Consider the following 16,375-nt stretch of genomic DNA (forward strand, 5'->3'; position numbering starts at 1 on the left):
GCATGCTCCCTAGCTTATAGTTCAACCAAATTAAATTGGGTATATAAAGATACTTTTTAAAAGAAAATTCTTGCAACTACAACGGAGTTTTAACACCCAAGTTGAGCTTCATCTATGAAAACTTCTTTTATGCTGATAATTAAGCATTTTTATACCAAAAAAGTAGGAGGGAAGTGTGCATTACGCGGCATCAGGTAATACACCATATTAGTTTTGTTACTTTCTTAAAGGTTTGAAACTGATAAATAATACCGTGTAAATGAATAACAGTAATAAATACCAGGTATTAGATATTAAATCTAAATAATCTATTCTTCCTTTTGAAAAACTTAAAATCATTAAAACTTGAGCCCCGTAAGGCAACAAACCTTGAGAAATACAAGCAAAAATATCTAGAATAGAAGCTGTTTTTTTATTATCCAATTTATACTCATCATTTATAGTTTTAGCAATAGGACCTGCAATAATAATTGCCACTGTATTATTTGCAATGGCCATATTAATTGTGCTCACTAATGTTGCTATTCCAAACTGCGCCGTTTTTTGATTTTTAATGAGCTTTTTTATGTTAACCAGTATAAATTCTATACCACCATTTCTTTCAACCAAAGCAGCCAATCCTCCGGTAAGAAGAGACAGAAGAAAAATTTCTGTCATGTTTGTAAAGCCGGTATAGGCAATTTTAGTCGATTCTATTAGAGTGAAATCACCATAAACAATTCCTAAAAGACCTGCAGAAATAGAACCTAGCAGTAAGGTTACAAAGACATTTACACCCGTTATGGAAAGTATGATGACCAATAGATAGGGCATTATTTTTATAATAGAGTAACTATATACAATAGCTACAGTTTCTTTAGACTCTAAGCCCAAACCTTGAAAGACTAATATAGCAATAGTGAATAGGGCAGCGGGAACCGCAATTTTAATATTTTGTTTGAACTTATCGCTCATTTTACAACCTAAAGATTGTGTGGCCGCAATGGTGGTATCTGAAATAACCGATAAATTATCCCCAAACATACTACCACCTAAAAGCGCACCGCATAAAATAGCTAAATCAGCACCACTTTTATCTGCAAATCCAACTACAATAGGTGCTAATGCAACAATAGCTCCTACCGATGTTCCTGTTGAAACAGATAGAAAACCAGCAATAATAAAGATGCCAACATAAATATATTGAATGGCAATGTAATCTAACCCTAAGTTTACAATAGAATCTACACTACCGGTTTCATTGGTAATTGCAGCAAATGCCCCAGCTAGTAAATAGATCAAGCACATGGTTAATATTTTATCATCACCACAGCCTTTTAATAAAGTGCTTATTTTTGAATGTATAGATTGTTTGAACATCAAAAATGCCACAACAATACCTACAATTACTGCTATAGGAGCAGGTAAGGCATAGAAATCATTTTGATAAATACCAACACCTAAAAAAGTAAAAACGAATACAAATAGGGGTATTAAAGCTGAGAATTTGTGAGTACTGTTTTTTATACTTGCCATTTTACTATAATGTTTTCAAAAAAATAGCGGCAAATAAAAAGAAATATGACTTAACATTTGTTCCAATTAATTGGCTTATCTATTTAGCACCTTGCTTGTTACTGCAGGTTGCTATCTCCTTTTTTGAGATTCTTGATACTGATTTTAAGGCGGCAAAAGTAGTACATAAATCCATCTGGTATTCTTAAAAAAAGTTAATTTCTTAATAATCTAGTTTTGTCCTAGACAAGAAAAGAATGAAGAGATCATTATGAATTGCAAAAGCATAAATAATGGTCTTTAAATCCTTCTCAAGAATTCATTTAAGATTACTGTATTTTAGGGACTTGTACACAAATTTCTTCTAGTTTTTGAACCCCATAATATAAAATATAAGTCTGTAATTGTTTTACCTTTGCAATTCCACTATCAGGTTTAGCCAAACCGATTTAAAATGAGAATACAAGCTTAAACAAATGAGAAGCACCTTATCAAAAATGTTGCTGAAAAAATCTATTACTTACACTGTACTTCTGAGTCTCATACTCTTGAGCTGTAAGTCTACTGAACAAAATAAGCAGAAAACAACTCTCATAGATTCGGATACACATACTCCGCAAGTACATGGTATTCATCATAACAATTCAGGAAGTGCCGTAGGAGACTATGGTTTTGATGATCACGGCCATATTCACCACAAACCTGAGCTAGAAATACCAATATTACCCAAGGCCATAGATTCATTAGAACAAGTTGCAATTGGAGTAGAAGACAACCAAATTCTTACACAACCTATTTCAATTCCGGAATTTGTAGACCCTAATTATTTGGATATCAAAAGTCCGGTTGCAGATAAGATAGTAGAAAACTATGTGACCAGCGTAAACAAGGAGCCAGGAGGTCATTGCCTTGCAGTAAGCAAAGGTCGTTTTGAGCAAGCCTATAAAGAAGTTCATGGTCATTTGCCTTATGAAGATTTGCCAGATCGTATGGCCTCTAAATTCTTTACCCCTAAAGAGGTTTTTAATTTATTATACGTTTCCGCTTCTGATACAGATCCAGAATGGCGAACCCTTCCGGAAGAATACAGGGGCAAGGGTAATGCCGGCGCTATCGCTTATGCCGGTATGGGAACTTTGGTTGATTCATCAGGAATTTGGAGTGGTCAATTAAGGCCTGGAGCACTTATGCAAGTTTGGAGGTATAAAGAAGATTATGAAAAGGTAGTGCAGGGCGTAAATGTCAAAAAACTTGATCCTTATGGACATTCGTTCGTTTTCATAAGTTATGTGCGGGACGATAAAAATGCGATTATTGGACTTAGAATTGCGGACCAAGGTTTTCAAAGTTACAGGCCTTTGGTTCCTAGAGATTATGATGTTTGGTGGGCTGTAAATCTAAGTGTTTAGAACATAAAAATAGGATAAGCAAAAGTTTAACATTTTCAATGTAATTTTCTCTTAAATAATACGTTACGAAACTAGAGTCAGATTCCTAATGCTATAAAATCTATGCTGTTTTTTTCTTTACTATTTTCCTTAGGATTTACAACTGGGATGCCACCTACAATAGACAAGGTGGACCCTAATTTATCTACTATTGAAAAGCCGTTGCCCATAAAAGAAATCAATAGTTTCGAAAAAGAGACAATTTTAAAGTTCAAAACAGATTTAGACAGTGTTTCTATCTCTTATGCCAATTCCAAAGTAGCTGCTGATCAACTTCGTTCCCGTTTAAAAGAAGACCTACGGTTGGGCACTATTTCTTTTGACAACATTAAGACCGCTTTCGCTAATCAACTAGTAGATAAAATTATACCACATTGGTATGGTACTCCTTGGAGTTTTGGCGGCCATACAGATGTTCCTAACCAAGGTAAAATTGCATGTGGTTATTTTATATCAACCACCTTACGTGATATGGGCATAAATATCAACCGCTATAAATTGGCGCAAAAATCACCTGTAGACGAGGCAAAAATGATTAGCTGTGGCGCAGTAATTAATCTGATAAATCAGGATACACCAGAAAAAGCGTTTGAAGAGATTGATATCCTGACAAAAGAAGGTCTCTATTTTATTGGTTTTGACGAGGGTCATGTGGGCTATCTCTTAAAGCGTGAAGGCCAATTGTTTCTAATCCATTCCAACTATCTTTCTCCAGTATCGGTTTGTATGGAAACGCTTAAGGAATCACGTGTTTTTAAGCGTTTTACTAAGTTTCACCTGGTATCTATTTCTCATAACGACATTCTCTTACAACGCTGGCTAGATGATGGTTTAGTCCTGTAATATGCAGCATCTATTCAAGAAATATATTCCTTAGTATTTAATCGTACGCCTTCATACAAATTATAGACCGTGTCCTAGATTCTAATTCAAAATAGGAGGGAAGCAGTATGTGAAAAATAATCGTGTACTTAAACGAGGATGAGCAAAAAGGTGCAGTTTGCGCTATTCTCCAACTTTAGATTCTTTAATAAAAGAATGTATTTAGTGGGTATTCCTTAAAATAAAACCCTTCAATTATTCATTTTATAATAGCACAAGAAAGTCGCTAACAATAGGTGAATAAGAAAGTACTTATTACTACTTTGATGCCTCTTGAAAGCGAACACTAAATTTATACGAACCGAGATTCTTGCAGGGATTAGCTCTTTCCTGGCAACATTTTACATCATAATCGTAAATCCTGCAATTCTTTCAGAAGCCGGAATGCCATTTTCGGCAGTCGTAACATCTACCGTACTTGTCTGCTCTTTTGGTAGTATTATGATGGGTATTTACGCCAAAAACCCTTTTATAATTGCACCGGGAATGGGGCTCAATGCCTTCTTTACTTATACAGCGGTTTTAGGATTGGGTCTTAGTTACGAAACTGCTTTAGGAGCAGTTTTTTGGGCAGGAATCCTCTTTTTAATACTAAGTATACTAAAAGTTAGAGACAAAATAGTACAATCCATTCCACACGCATTACGCTTTGCAATTGCAGCAGGTATTGGGCTGTTCATTAGCTTCATAGGTTTACAAAATGCAGGGTTAATTGTAGACAACCCCGTAACACTGGTTAGTCTAGGCTCCTTAAAAGACCCCATTTGCCTTACTTTTTTAATTGGCCTTGGTTGTACCGCTATTTTAATTTCCAGAAATGTAAAGGGCGCAATGATCATAGGTATTCTATTGACTACTGCACTAGCATGGCCCATAGGAAGGTGGTGGGGAGATGCCTCAATAGTAAATTTTGGAGTACCAACACTAGTTAATTATACGGGAATATTTGCTATGCCGGATTTTAGTCTTTTCCTAAAAGCGAATTTATTCGGATCTATACAATATGCTTTCCTACCGGTAGTTTTTGTTTTTGCGTTTACGGACCTGTTCGATAGTCTTTCTACATTCGTTGGTCTTGCCGAAGCATCTGGATATAAGGATGAGGACGGGAATCCAAGAAACCTTAAAAAATCACTTTTGGCAGATGCTATTACTACCATCTTCTCGGGTCTTGTAGGTACCAGCTCCGGAACGGTATATATAGAATCTGCAGTAGGCATACGCGAAGGTGGAAAAACGGGACTTACCGCAATTACAGCTGGAATTTTATTTCTACCCTTTTTATTTTTCTCACCTCTTTTATCCATTGTACCCAGTATTGCCAGTTCTATTGCGTTGGTTTTGGTAGGTTCTTTTATGATGAAACCCTTAACCAAAATTAACTGGAGTATGCCAGATGAGGCTATTCCCGTCTTTTTTACTATGATTCTTATGCCACTTACGTATAGTATTACAACAGGAATTATTATTGGTTTCCTAAGCTGGACGTTACTTAAATTCTTTTCAGGCAAAAAAGAAGATATTAATCCGGCTCTTTTGATAATTAATCTCTTATCCCTTCTGTATTTATGGCTTTAAAACAAATAGTACTCATTCTTATGCTCCTTCTTGTTTGTACAGTACAAGGGCAGCGTATAGCCATTATGGGCGCCATGGATGAGGAAATAGAATTGCTAAAAGGGGTTCTGAAAAACAAAAAGGAAATCCATAAAAATGGAGTTACTTTTTATACCGGGAAACTGAAAGGGCAGAAGGTAGTTCTCTTAAAGGCTGGTATTGGTAAAGTAAATGCGGGATATAGCACCGCTATTCTAATAGCGAACTTTAAGTTAGATGCGTTACTATTTACAGGAGTAGCAGGTGGGTTGGACCCTAATATTGAACCCGGAGATATCGTTATCTCAGATAAAATGATTCAATATGACTTTGGAGAGTTAAAAGAGGGGTCATTTGAAACTTGGCCTACTAGGAACCTAGCGAAGAACAACGAACGAAATCCTTTGTACCTTACTGTAGACCCGAATCTATTGGAACAAAGTAAGAAGGCATCAGAACAAATTAAATTGAAACCCCTGAACGATAGAATTCCTACCTTTTTTATTGGCACGATCGCTACCGGAGACACCTTTGTGAGCGACCCAATAAAGGCAAAAGAACTGTATACCAATTTTAATGCACTGGCAACAGAAATGGAAGGTGCAGCCGTTGCACAAATATGTACTATGTTGCAAGTGCCCTTTATTGTTATTAGAAGCTGTAGTGATAACGCCAATACCGCAGCACACTCAGATTATTTCAAATTTGTAAAAGTAGCATCCGTTAATTCTGCCCAAATGGTATTGGAAATTTTGGAAAATTATGAAGAAACCAAATAGCTGAAAACTGCATAGAATCAACTAAAAAAAATAGTGGCGAAGAGTTGCTATAAATAGGTGATACTGATTAAAAATAACCGAGATTTGTGTTAGCAGTTTACTTCATACCTTACATAGAATTGGGCTAGTGTTTATTGTATAATAGAGTCTTGAAAAAATTGATATATGCGTTTACGTACAAGCTGTGACCTAAAGTTCGAGATTTTTGAGCCAACACCATTTATTCTTATGTTGAGGCCACGTAGTGGAAGCCAACAATGGGTAGAAAGAGAGGAATATAAAATTACGCCAAGTACCCCTGTTTTTGAATTTACGGACAACTATGGCAATCTTTGCCAACGATTAATTGCCCAACCTGGCATGTTCTCAATTTCTACTTCTTCAGATGTAGTAACCTCTAACTTTATTGATCAAGGTTTTGGTGCTCCATTTATAGAAATACAGAATTTACCCGATGCCGTATTAAGCTATTTATTACCCAGTAGATATTGCGAGTCTGATTGCTTTAATGAAATGGGCGCAGCTATTACTGAAGGTCAATTAATGGGGTATAATCAAGTAGCAGCAATTACAAGTTGGTTACGTGAGAATATTGAGTATCTACCTGGCAGTAATAATGAGCCCTTATCTGCCATACAAGTTAACAATAGACAGTTTGGTGTATGCAGGGATTTGGCGCATTTGGGAATAGCCCTGTGCCGTAGTTTAAGTATCCCGGCCCGTATTGTTGTTGGTTATTTGTACAATTTGGAACCAATGGATATGCATGCTTGGTTTGAAGCCTATATTGGTAACCGGTGGTATACTTTTGATGCCACCCAAATAGATTCTCCAGGAGGTTACGTAGTTCTTGGTTTTGGTCGTGATGCTGCAGATGTTGCCATTTTTAATCAATTTGGACCTTCGGTTTTTCCTGTAGAACACCTTGTTAAAGTGAAAGAATGTCCTTAATGTAAATGAAAAATCATAGGCCTTTATTTTAAACTATACGCTTAAAACAAATATCATATACACCATAATTTGTAAAAGGTTATTCCTCATTTTGTATATCAAAACCAAAGAAAGCTAAAACTGATATACAGAATGCCTACCTTATTAATTGGCCCTTATCTCTTTATCTACAGTAGGCAGTGAGGTTTTTATTTCTTTTTGTATCTTGAGGATCAATTACATATATATATGTGTTAGCTGTAATTAAAAAAATGACAGACATTACTACAAGATTAAAATATGAGGATTTCTTTAAAGAGTCTGAAACTATTGAAGAATTACTTAAAGATTTTAATCATAATGATTTATTTAAAATTTGTGCTCTGCTTAACTCTAAAGCTAAATTAAATCAATCTTCGAGGGACACGATTAATGATTGGTTCACTTTACCAGAAAATACAGAATTACATACTTCAAAAATTGAAAATGAAGATACTCACATTATAAATACTCATAGTAATTTAACATTACTATCATATTTAAAGAGTTGTAATGAAGATACACAGAAACTTGAAACAAGTGATTTTGAATTAAAGTTATTCAAAATATATCTTTTAATTAATTCCCAACAAGATTCTATCGAAGAACTAAACTTCCCAAAGATTAGAACATTAGATTCTATAGAAAGGTTAAGTGCAAGTCTTTTACAAATTTCATATCACGACTATGATTTAAACAATTATGTACTACCTGAGATATTCTTGACTCAATTAATCAAGTCTATAGAATTTTTAAAATATATTGAGAAGGAATTAAACCATCATATGGTTACATTTTTAAAAAAATATAATTGTAAAGATTGGCAAGAATGGGTTACAACATTATTAAACCTGATTGTTCCTGTTTTAAAACACGATAACGAAACATATTCAGAAATAGAACTAAAAGATGATGATGTCCAAAATGTTGGAGCATTTTTAGATTTGTTTTGTAACATCATTGAGTTAAAAGAAAAGCCAGATTTTGTTGTATTAAGAAGTAATCCCATTTTTAAGAAAAATGATAATCGATATATTATAATTAACAAACTATTTCTTGTTGAACGTATATTTAAAAGCATAATATTTGAATTCAGTTTAGACATCAACAAAAAAGTTGACAAAGTCAATAGGTTAAGAGATTTTAGGTCGAGCTACTGTGACAATTTTTCTGAACAAATACTTCTATATAAATTTTTACACAATTCGTTTCCAAGTAATTCAAAGTATATAAAATTTAATGGGAATGAGTTTTTAAACAAAAAATATATAGGAGAGCCGGATTATTATGTGAGATTTAAAAACAAAGTTCTTTTATTCGAAAGTAAAGATGTAATACTCAAAGGCGAAGAAAAACAGTCGAGAGATTATTTAATCTTAAAAGATGCTTTAAAAGCTAAATTCTTGAAGATAGAAAATGAAGGAAAAACAAGCAATAAAGCTATTTTACAAATTATTGAGAATATAAAAAGGTTTCTAAATAAATTTTACACAAAAATAGATGATGCGTATAATGCTGACAACATAAAATTTTATCCCATACTTGTTACTCACGACAGACAATTTGATACACCTGAATTGAACAGGCTAATTAATAAGTGGTTTCGAAATGAATTAGAAAATTTTTTCAATAAATCTGAAATATCAAGAATACAGGATTTAACAATATTGAACATCGATTCAATTCTTTTATATCAAGAGAATTTTAAACAAAGAGGCAAAAACGGTTTAGAGGTTCTTATAAATGAATACCATAAGTCAATTCAACCAAAAACAGCAAGAAATGTTGAACATTTAAAAGAACTATATTTAAATACTTCTATTTCATTTTACACATTTTTAGGAAATCATTTTGATAAAACTGGGATTAAAAAACCAAAATATATTGAGGAATATTTAGAACATTTAAACCTAGAATAACTACAGCTAACAATGTATATAAAACATAGCTAATATAGGCTTTTCGAGAGGTTTGTGTGTATTTGCAAAGTCGCCAAATTTTTAAATTTGGCTTTTAAAATAGAAAAGATAAAAACAAAACATAAAAATTCGGCTTGTGCATAATCGGAAAGGTTAGCGTCTATTTATACGCTACGTTTCATATACGAGACCGTTGTATGTAAGCTAGAAAAAAAGATGCTGAATGATTAAGAAGAAATTTATATGAAAAAAAAGAGTTATTTATTACTCAAGATAATTTTAGTTCTTCTAGTGTTGAATAGCTGTATTAATCAAAAACCGAGTGATTCTAGATTGATTAAACTATTTGAATCACTAACAGGAAGCGAATTTCCAAAATCCGGAAAAATAATCGAAAAAGATAATTTAGCTGGATTGAACGATGGATGGGAAGCTGCGATTGTAAAAGTTAAAGATACAGTTGAATTCAAGCAATTACTAAACGACTTTGAGTTGACAAAAAATATGACTCAGAAAATAAAAGGCAAATATGGTTTTGGATTTTCTTCAAAGCTAAGTAATGAAAAAACAACATCTTTAGATTCGATTTATTACACAAAACCGAAAGAACTATTTAAGTTAGGATATATAAAAAATAGAAATATAATTGTATTTGAGAAAGAATGGTGAGTAAAGCCTACATACAACAATACCTATACGTAATGCGGACTAAAGGTTTAAACCGAAAGGTCTGTGTATATTTATGAAGTCGCTAAATCTTATGGATTTAGCTTTGGACAAAAAAAGAAAAAGCAAAACAATAAGCTTTAGCTTCGTGCGTAGACGGAAACGAAAAGTTTCCTTATTACCGCACTACGCTTAGCCCAACCGTTGTGCATAAGCTAAAAAATCTAAGTTAAACAAGATGAAACTAATCTTAAAACCTTTTTTTCTTGGGGTTTGATACTATCTTTCATTCTTTATCTTACATCAATTAAGGAAGGAATGGAAGTTTTGAATTTTAATGGATTTAGCTATCAAAGTATAATTAAGACATTTGAATATTTCTTTAATTGGGTTTTGATTTATTGGTGGTTTATTCTACTGGCGTGCACAATATTTCTAACAACTGTAACGGTTATTTATATAAGAAATCGTGGGAGAAGTTTCAAAGTCAATTGAAGAGCTGGAAAATGATTACTGGAAGGAGCCGACCGAATTCCAGACGGACTTAATTGAAAAATGTTTCAGGTATCGAAAAATTAGTGTTAATCAATTGACAATTGAGCAAATTAGACTTCTGATTTCTCAGCAAATCGGACTTGAATATCTAATTGGACCCGCACTGATAAAACTTGAAAGAAATCCACTAGCGGAAGGAGATTTTTATAAGGGCGACCTACTGTCAGTTATCTCAAAAACACCAATCAAGATTTGGGGTCTGAATCGCAAAGAATTACGGACTTTTAAAAATCTTGTGGAAAATAATTCTGAAGTGTTAAAAGCTGGACTTGGAGAAAAGAGAATTGACGAAATAACTGAACGGATAAAAAAAGCCTATGCACAACACAACCTATAAACAATACGGGCTTCGAGCTTAATCGAAAGGTTTGCGTATTTTTATGAGGTCGCGAAATCTTTGTGATTTCGCTTTGCACAAGAAAAAAATAAATCAAAACCCAAAGATTTCGCTATGTGCGTGGCGGAAAGCAAACGCCAGTTTGCCCCCGCACTGTTCATAGCTCAACCGTTGTAGCTAATTATGAGAACGAAACAAAACCAATATTTTGAGAAGTGGTGGATTCCAGTTTTAGTTTATTTAGGAATTTTTGCAATTTTTTTTATTGGAGCGAAACTTGAAAGAAATTGGATAATTAATTTTTCAGGAATTTTAGTTATAATAAATTTTCTTGCCTCTATAATAACAGGAATTAGATGTATAAAAAAAGGAAAATGGTATTTTATATTTCCGATAATGGGTGTAGGTCTAATTGTCGTAGTTTCTACTTTTATACTTTTTGCTATAGGAAACATTGATTATTATGGCGCTAATAAAAAAATACCAGAAAATATAAAAATTTACGACCCCTATAATTTTTCACCTAAATCAGTTAAATACTTAAATTCAAATAGTGGATTAAGAATATCTGGATACGGAGGAAGTTATTCCTTTTATATAAAACACAGTTTTAAAGAGAAAGGTAATTTCTATTTAAAAGCGTATGAAATTACTTCAAATGAAAGACTCTCTGAAAAAAAATTAAACAAAAGGTTATATTCAGTAAATACTCTTGAAGAAAAATTATATAAAGGTTATTTCAAAATCTATGAAGGTTCTCAAAATTACCAATATGCTGGTAGAATTGAACTTTGGTTTAAACCTTTAGATGATAAAGATGAATATAAAGTTACAGAACAAAACTTTAAAATAACAGGATGGGAATCTTCTTGGTAAGGAGAGATAAATTATGAAATAAAAAACTAGCTACAACAGTGTATAAAAAACATAGGGCGGTTTAGGCTTGTCGAAAGTTCCGTATTTATTTATAAAGTCGCTAAATATAAAATATGGCATTTATAGTAGAAAAGATAAAAGCAAAATATTTATATTTAGCTAAGTAATAAACCGAAACGAAAGTGCTTATCACCTGCCCTACGTTTCTTATACTTAACGTTGAGGGAAATGACCTAAAGGCCGTGTTACTCCGCTGCAAAAAAACACGTACTGCATGAACAGCCGTTTTTTCACGACTCCCGTAACACTCATTTCCCTCAACGGTCCGGGCATGCCGCGACTTTAATCAAGGCCATCTTGCTTTTGCCGACTTTACTGCCTACTTTAGATAACTACACACAACTGGGCATATATTCCAACAGTCGCAGCAATCTTCCACTCGGGAGGCTGCGCCTACCGGAAGATATACCCGGACCGTTGTGCGTCATATTAAGCAACTTATAAATTAGAAAAGAAATATATGAGAAAAAAATTATTATTACTTGGATTCATTATTGGATTGAATTTTACACTTTTTGCTCAAGATATAAATATTAACGAAACCGAATTGGAGTCCGTTCTATGTAAGCAATGGGAAATTGAATATGCCCTTATGGGTGGAATGAAAGTCGGACAAATGCCCGGAGCATCTGATTTTGATTTTAAATTTCACCCTGATGGAAAGTATGACCTTATTCGAGAAGATGCCGATAATAGTGCTGGAATATGGACTTATAACTCGGACGGTAAATATGTGGAACTTTCGATTGAAGAAAAAGTAACTTCTCGCATTAAATATATAGACCAAAACAAACTTATTTTAACTCTTGTTTCTGGACAAAATGACCCACCAGGATTACCGAGTATGGAAGTACATTTCAAACCAATGTAACGCAAAAAATACGCCGCACAACAATGCCTATAATTAATGTGGGGTTTGGGTTTTAAAGCCAAGGTCTGTGTATCTTTATGAGGTCGCAAAATCTTTGGGATTTTGCTTTAGACAAGAAAAATTAAAACAAAACAAAAAGATTTGGCTACGAGCTGTGGCGGTTTAGGAATTGCTTCTTTGCTCCCCACACTAATCATAGCCTTACCGTTGAGGGAAATGACCTAAAGGCCGTGTTACTCCGCTGCAAAAAAACACGTACTGCATGAACAGCCGTTTTTTCACGACTCCCGTAACACTCATTTCCCTCAACGGTCCGGGCATGCCTACTTTAATGCCTACATTTTAGGTAAGCCTCCTATGTAATATGGATGGCTTGCTGGTAATCCAAAATAAAATTAAAACTTCTACTAAAGGTCGAAAAATTTAATCTTATAAGTAGTCTCAATTCCTCCTTATAATCATATTAGGCCTTCCTTGAGGATTATACTATTAAGAAACATCTTAAAACACTTTTTTAGGTTAGAATAAGGTTAGTAATAGATAATTACGATTTAACACATTTCAGCTCTCTTTTCTATTTTTATAGATACCAGACTATTGCGTAACACATACAACTTAGGTCTGCCAACAGACAGTAAGTAGCTGTGTCCATTAAAGAAGCAATATAATTACGCATATGAAAAGAAAGCATTTTTATTTTTTATTATTTCTAATGACAACATTACAATTTGTTGCGGCCCAAAACGACTGGGAAAACGAAACTATGTTTGAGCACAATAAAATGTATGCGCGTACTGCCAGTTATTCATTTAAAAACACGGCAGATGCTTTAACGGGAGATCGAGAAAAAGCAAGGGTAAAATCACTTAATGGTATATGGAAATTCAACTATGTTGGTGCATCTGAAAATCGCCCTACGGATTTTATGGCAACAGATTTTAATGGTGAAGGATGGAATGATATTACAGTACCTTCCAATTGGGAACTACAAGGTTTTGGACAACCCATTTATTCAAACATAATATATCCGTTTACGCCCAATATCTTAAACATCCCAAAAAGTCAACAGACTTATATGGGGCCTCTTCCTCCGCGTCCTCCTAAAATTTATAGAGATAACCCTGTAGGAAGTTATTATAGGGATTTTGAAGTTCCTACGGAGTGGAAGGAGCAGTCAATTATCATACATTTTGGGGGTGTTTCTTCGGCGTTTTATATTTGGGTAAATGGTCAAAAAGTAGGCTATAGTCAAGGGAGCAGACTTGCGGCGGAATTTGATATTACCGATTATGTGAAACCCGGAAGAAACAGAGTGGCTGTACAAGTATTTAGATGGAGCGATGGTAGTTATCTAGAAACACAGGATATGTGGCGTTTAAGTGGTCTTCACAGAGAAGTCATGTTAATGGCGCAACCTAAGGTATCACTCAACGATTTTTTTGTCAGAACTAAATTTGATTCCAATTTACAAGATGCGAAACTAGAGATTCGTCCAGAAATTTGGGTTAAAGACCATTCACCAGAGAATCTAGAGGGTTGGGAAATTACAGCACAACTCTATGATTCAGAAAACAAAGAGGTTTTAGATAAGCCACTTTCTGCTTCGGTAGAAGCTATTTATAATGAAAGATGGGCGCAACGAGACATAACAAAGTTTGCTTTATTAGAAGCAATGATCAAGTATCCAAGAAAGTGGTCTGCAGAAGACCCATATCTGTACCGTTTAGTGTTTGCCATAAAAAACCCGAAAGGGGAAGTGGTGGAAGCTAGAACCCATAGTATAGGTTTTAGACATATTGAGTTCAGTAAGGACAATGCGTTATTGATCAACGGGGAAGTAGTTAAAATAATAGGCGTTAATCGTCATGATCATCATCCAATACATGGCAAAGCCTTAACCAGGGAAGATTTGCGTAAAGATGTAGCGTTATTAAAGCAATTTAATTTCAATGCAGTTAGAACATCACATTACCCCAACGACCCATATTTCTATCAGTTATGTAATGAATATGGTATATATGTAATGGATGAGGCTAATATTGAATGTCATCATCTAGGAAGTTTTATTCCTCAACAGCCCAATTGGACAGCTCCTATTCTGAGCAGGGTAATTCGCATGGTGGAACGGGATAAAAACCATCCCAGTATCATCTCATGGTCTATGGGTAACGAAGCTGGTACCGGACCTGCTTTTGCAGCCGCCGCAGGTTGGGTCAAAGACTTTGACCCTTCACGTTTTATTCACTATGAAGGCGCTCAAGGAGATCCCAATGATCCTGATTATAAGGAAGGGGACGAAGGCCAAAAAGTTTTTAGGGGAGCAGCACACGCTAATCCTGATGACCCAAATTATGTTGATGTTTTAAGTAGAATGTATCCTGAAATTTATCAGCTAAAACACATGGCCACAAGTCCGCATATAGACCGACCTATAATCATGTGTGAGTATGCGCATGCCATGGGTAATTCTATTGGGAGCTTAGGTGATTATTGGGATTATATTAGAGAGAAACCAAATTTAATAGGAGGTTTTATTTGGGATATGATAGATCAAGGTCTAGAAAAAACCAATGCTAATGGAGAGAAATTCTATGCTTACGGCGGTGATTTTAGAGATGAACCCAATGACGAAAATTTTTGTATTAATGGAGTATTTACCCCGGATAGAAAGCCAAATCCGCATGCGTGGGAATGTAAATATATCTTTCAACCTTTTGCTTTTGAGGATGAAGACGTTTTAAACGGAAAAGTAAGAGTAATCAATCGCTTTAGTTTTACAGATTTGTCTTCTTATGATGTGAAATGGACATTATCAGAAAACGGGAAAGTCCTACAATCGGGGGATTTAAAATCACTTTCTACAGCAGCAGGAAAATCAACTGTAATCAATATTCCATTCAAGAAAATTTCGTTTAAAGAAAATGCCGAGTATTGGTTAAGGTTGAGTGTTCATGAAAAATCAAACCGCTTGTGGACAAGCAAAGGATACGAAATTGCAAAAGACCAAATAGTATTGAAACCTAGAAAACCATCTAGTGACTATGTTTCAAAATCCAAAAATGCAATTAGTGTTAATGAAACTAAAACCGAGGTTACAATTAAAGGAAAAGATTTTTCTGCAAAAGTTTCAAAATTTAACGGTCAATTGGTCTCTTATGAATTTCACGGAACCGAACAATTGGCATCTCCTTTACGGCCTAATTTTTACCGGCCACCAATAGATAATGATGTAAGGGGAGCAAGTAGAAAAGCATTTATAGCTTCCAGTAAAGTTTGGAAAGGCATGCACAAGCACTTAGCTGAAAATACAATTGTTGATTTTTCACAAACTGATAAATCGGTAAAAGTAAATGTTGGGCAAACATTTAAAAATGAAGTTAAACTTGAAATAACGTATGCCTTTTATACTGATGGGACGGCTACGGTTAAAATGGCTATGGACGCAGATAAATCCTTGCCAAACCTTATTCGTTATGGCGTAACAATGGGTGTTCCGGATACGCATAAAAACAGTTCGTTCTACGGAAGAGGACCTTGGGAAAATTATCTTGACAGGAAACTAGGGTCCGAGGTAGATGAATTTACTTTTAAAACAGATGATTTATTTTACAATTATATTCAGCCTCAGGAAAATGCAAATCGTTCTGATGTAAGATGGCTAAAGCTGTCTTCAACTACCAATAAATCCGGAATGAAAATTACGGGTGTCCCAGAGTTCGGGTTTTCAATTTGGCCATATTCCGCTTCAAATATAGAAGAGGCAAAACATCCTTATGATTTAAAAAGACAGGGGTTCTACACTTTAAATCTAGATTTAATTCAAATGGGAGTGGGGGGCACATTATCCGAAACCTTACCCAAGTATTTAATACATCCTGGAAAGTTTAGTTTTGAATTTATGCTAGCCCCGCTAATCAAATAAT

At 34.5% G+C, this 16,375-nt stretch carries 12 protein-coding genes and 1 riboswitch; of the genes, 11 read left to right on the top strand and 1 reads right to left on the bottom strand.

Features of this window, described 5'->3' with window-relative positions:
- Positions 1–216: 216 nt before the first annotated feature.
- Positions 217–1,515, bottom strand: coding sequence for a Na+/H+ antiporter NhaC family protein (locus IWB64_RS16150; protein ID WP_194534987.1), 1,299 nt, complete (start codon positions 1,513–1,515; stop codon positions 217–219).
- A 46-nt stretch (positions 1,516–1,561) separates the two neighbouring features.
- A riboswitch (SAM-I-IV-variant riboswitch) is annotated at positions 1,562–1,659 on the bottom strand.
- A gap of 311 nt (positions 1,660–1,970) precedes the next feature.
- Here IWB64_RS16150 and IWB64_RS16155 point away from each other — a divergent pair.
- The 11 genes from IWB64_RS16155 (at position 1,971) to IWB64_RS16205 (ending at position 16,374) form a co-directional block, all read left to right on the top strand.
- Entirely contained in the window at positions 1,971–2,903 is a 933-nt protein-coding gene (locus IWB64_RS16155) for a hypothetical protein (protein WP_194534988.1), read from the top strand.
- A 147-nt stretch (positions 2,904–3,050) separates the two neighbouring features.
- Positions 3,051–3,785 carry an ACT domain-containing protein gene (locus IWB64_RS16160; protein ID WP_194534989.1) on the top strand — a complete coding sequence of 245 codons (735 nt, stop codon included), beginning with the start codon at positions 3,051–3,053 and terminating at the stop codon, positions 3,783–3,785.
- Between the two features lie 312 nt (positions 3,786–4,097).
- A complete protein-coding gene (locus IWB64_RS16165; protein ID WP_194534990.1) occupies positions 4,098–5,402 on the top strand; it encodes an NCS2 family permease in 1,305 nt (434 codons plus the stop codon).
- Positions 5,393–6,199: a 5'-methylthioadenosine/adenosylhomocysteine nucleosidase gene (locus IWB64_RS16170; RefSeq protein ID WP_194534991.1), complete on the top strand. Its 807-nt coding sequence runs from the start codon at positions 5,393–5,395 to the stop codon at positions 6,197–6,199. Before IWB64_RS16165 ends, IWB64_RS16170 begins: the two co-directional genes overlap by 10 nt.
- A 165-nt stretch (positions 6,200–6,364) precedes the next feature.
- The gene (locus IWB64_RS16175) at positions 6,365–7,150 is read left to right on the top strand and encodes a transglutaminase domain-containing protein (protein ID WP_194534992.1); all 786 of its coding nucleotides are present in this window, start codon (positions 6,365–6,367) and stop codon (positions 7,148–7,150) included.
- A 251-nt stretch (positions 7,151–7,401) separates the two neighbouring features.
- Complete coding sequence (locus IWB64_RS16180; protein ID WP_194534993.1) at positions 7,402–9,087, top strand: hypothetical protein; 1,686 nt, start codon at positions 7,402–7,404, stop codon at positions 9,085–9,087.
- A 243-nt stretch (positions 9,088–9,330) separates the two neighbouring features.
- Positions 9,331–9,756 (top strand): hypothetical protein, encoded by a 426-nt coding sequence (locus tag IWB64_RS16185; RefSeq protein WP_194534994.1) that lies wholly within the window; start codon positions 9,331–9,333, stop codon positions 9,754–9,756.
- 466 nt (positions 9,757–10,222) lie between these two features.
- Positions 10,223–10,645: a contact-dependent growth inhibition system immunity protein gene (locus IWB64_RS16190; RefSeq protein WP_194534995.1), complete on the top strand. Its 423-nt coding sequence runs from the start codon at positions 10,223–10,225 to the stop codon at positions 10,643–10,645.
- A 183-nt stretch (positions 10,646–10,828) separates the two neighbouring features.
- Positions 10,829–11,521: a hypothetical protein gene (locus IWB64_RS16195; protein ID WP_194534996.1), complete on the top strand. Its 693-nt coding sequence runs from the start codon at positions 10,829–10,831 to the stop codon at positions 11,519–11,521.
- 520 nt (positions 11,522–12,041) lie between these two features.
- On the top strand, positions 12,042–12,452 hold the full coding sequence (locus IWB64_RS16200) for a hypothetical protein (protein WP_194534997.1): 411 nt from the start codon (positions 12,042–12,044) through the stop codon (positions 12,450–12,452).
- Positions 12,453–13,164: 712 nt separating this feature from the next.
- The gene (locus tag IWB64_RS16205) at positions 13,165–16,374 is read left to right on the top strand and encodes a glycoside hydrolase family 2 TIM barrel-domain containing protein (RefSeq protein WP_226975916.1); all 3,210 of its coding nucleotides are present in this window, start codon (positions 13,165–13,167) and stop codon (positions 16,372–16,374) included.
- Position 16,375: the final 1 nt, after the last annotated feature.

This window comes from Zobellia nedashkovskayae (genome assembly GCF_015330125.1).
Classification (GTDB): domain Bacteria; phylum Bacteroidota; class Bacteroidia; order Flavobacteriales; family Flavobacteriaceae; genus Zobellia; species Zobellia nedashkovskayae.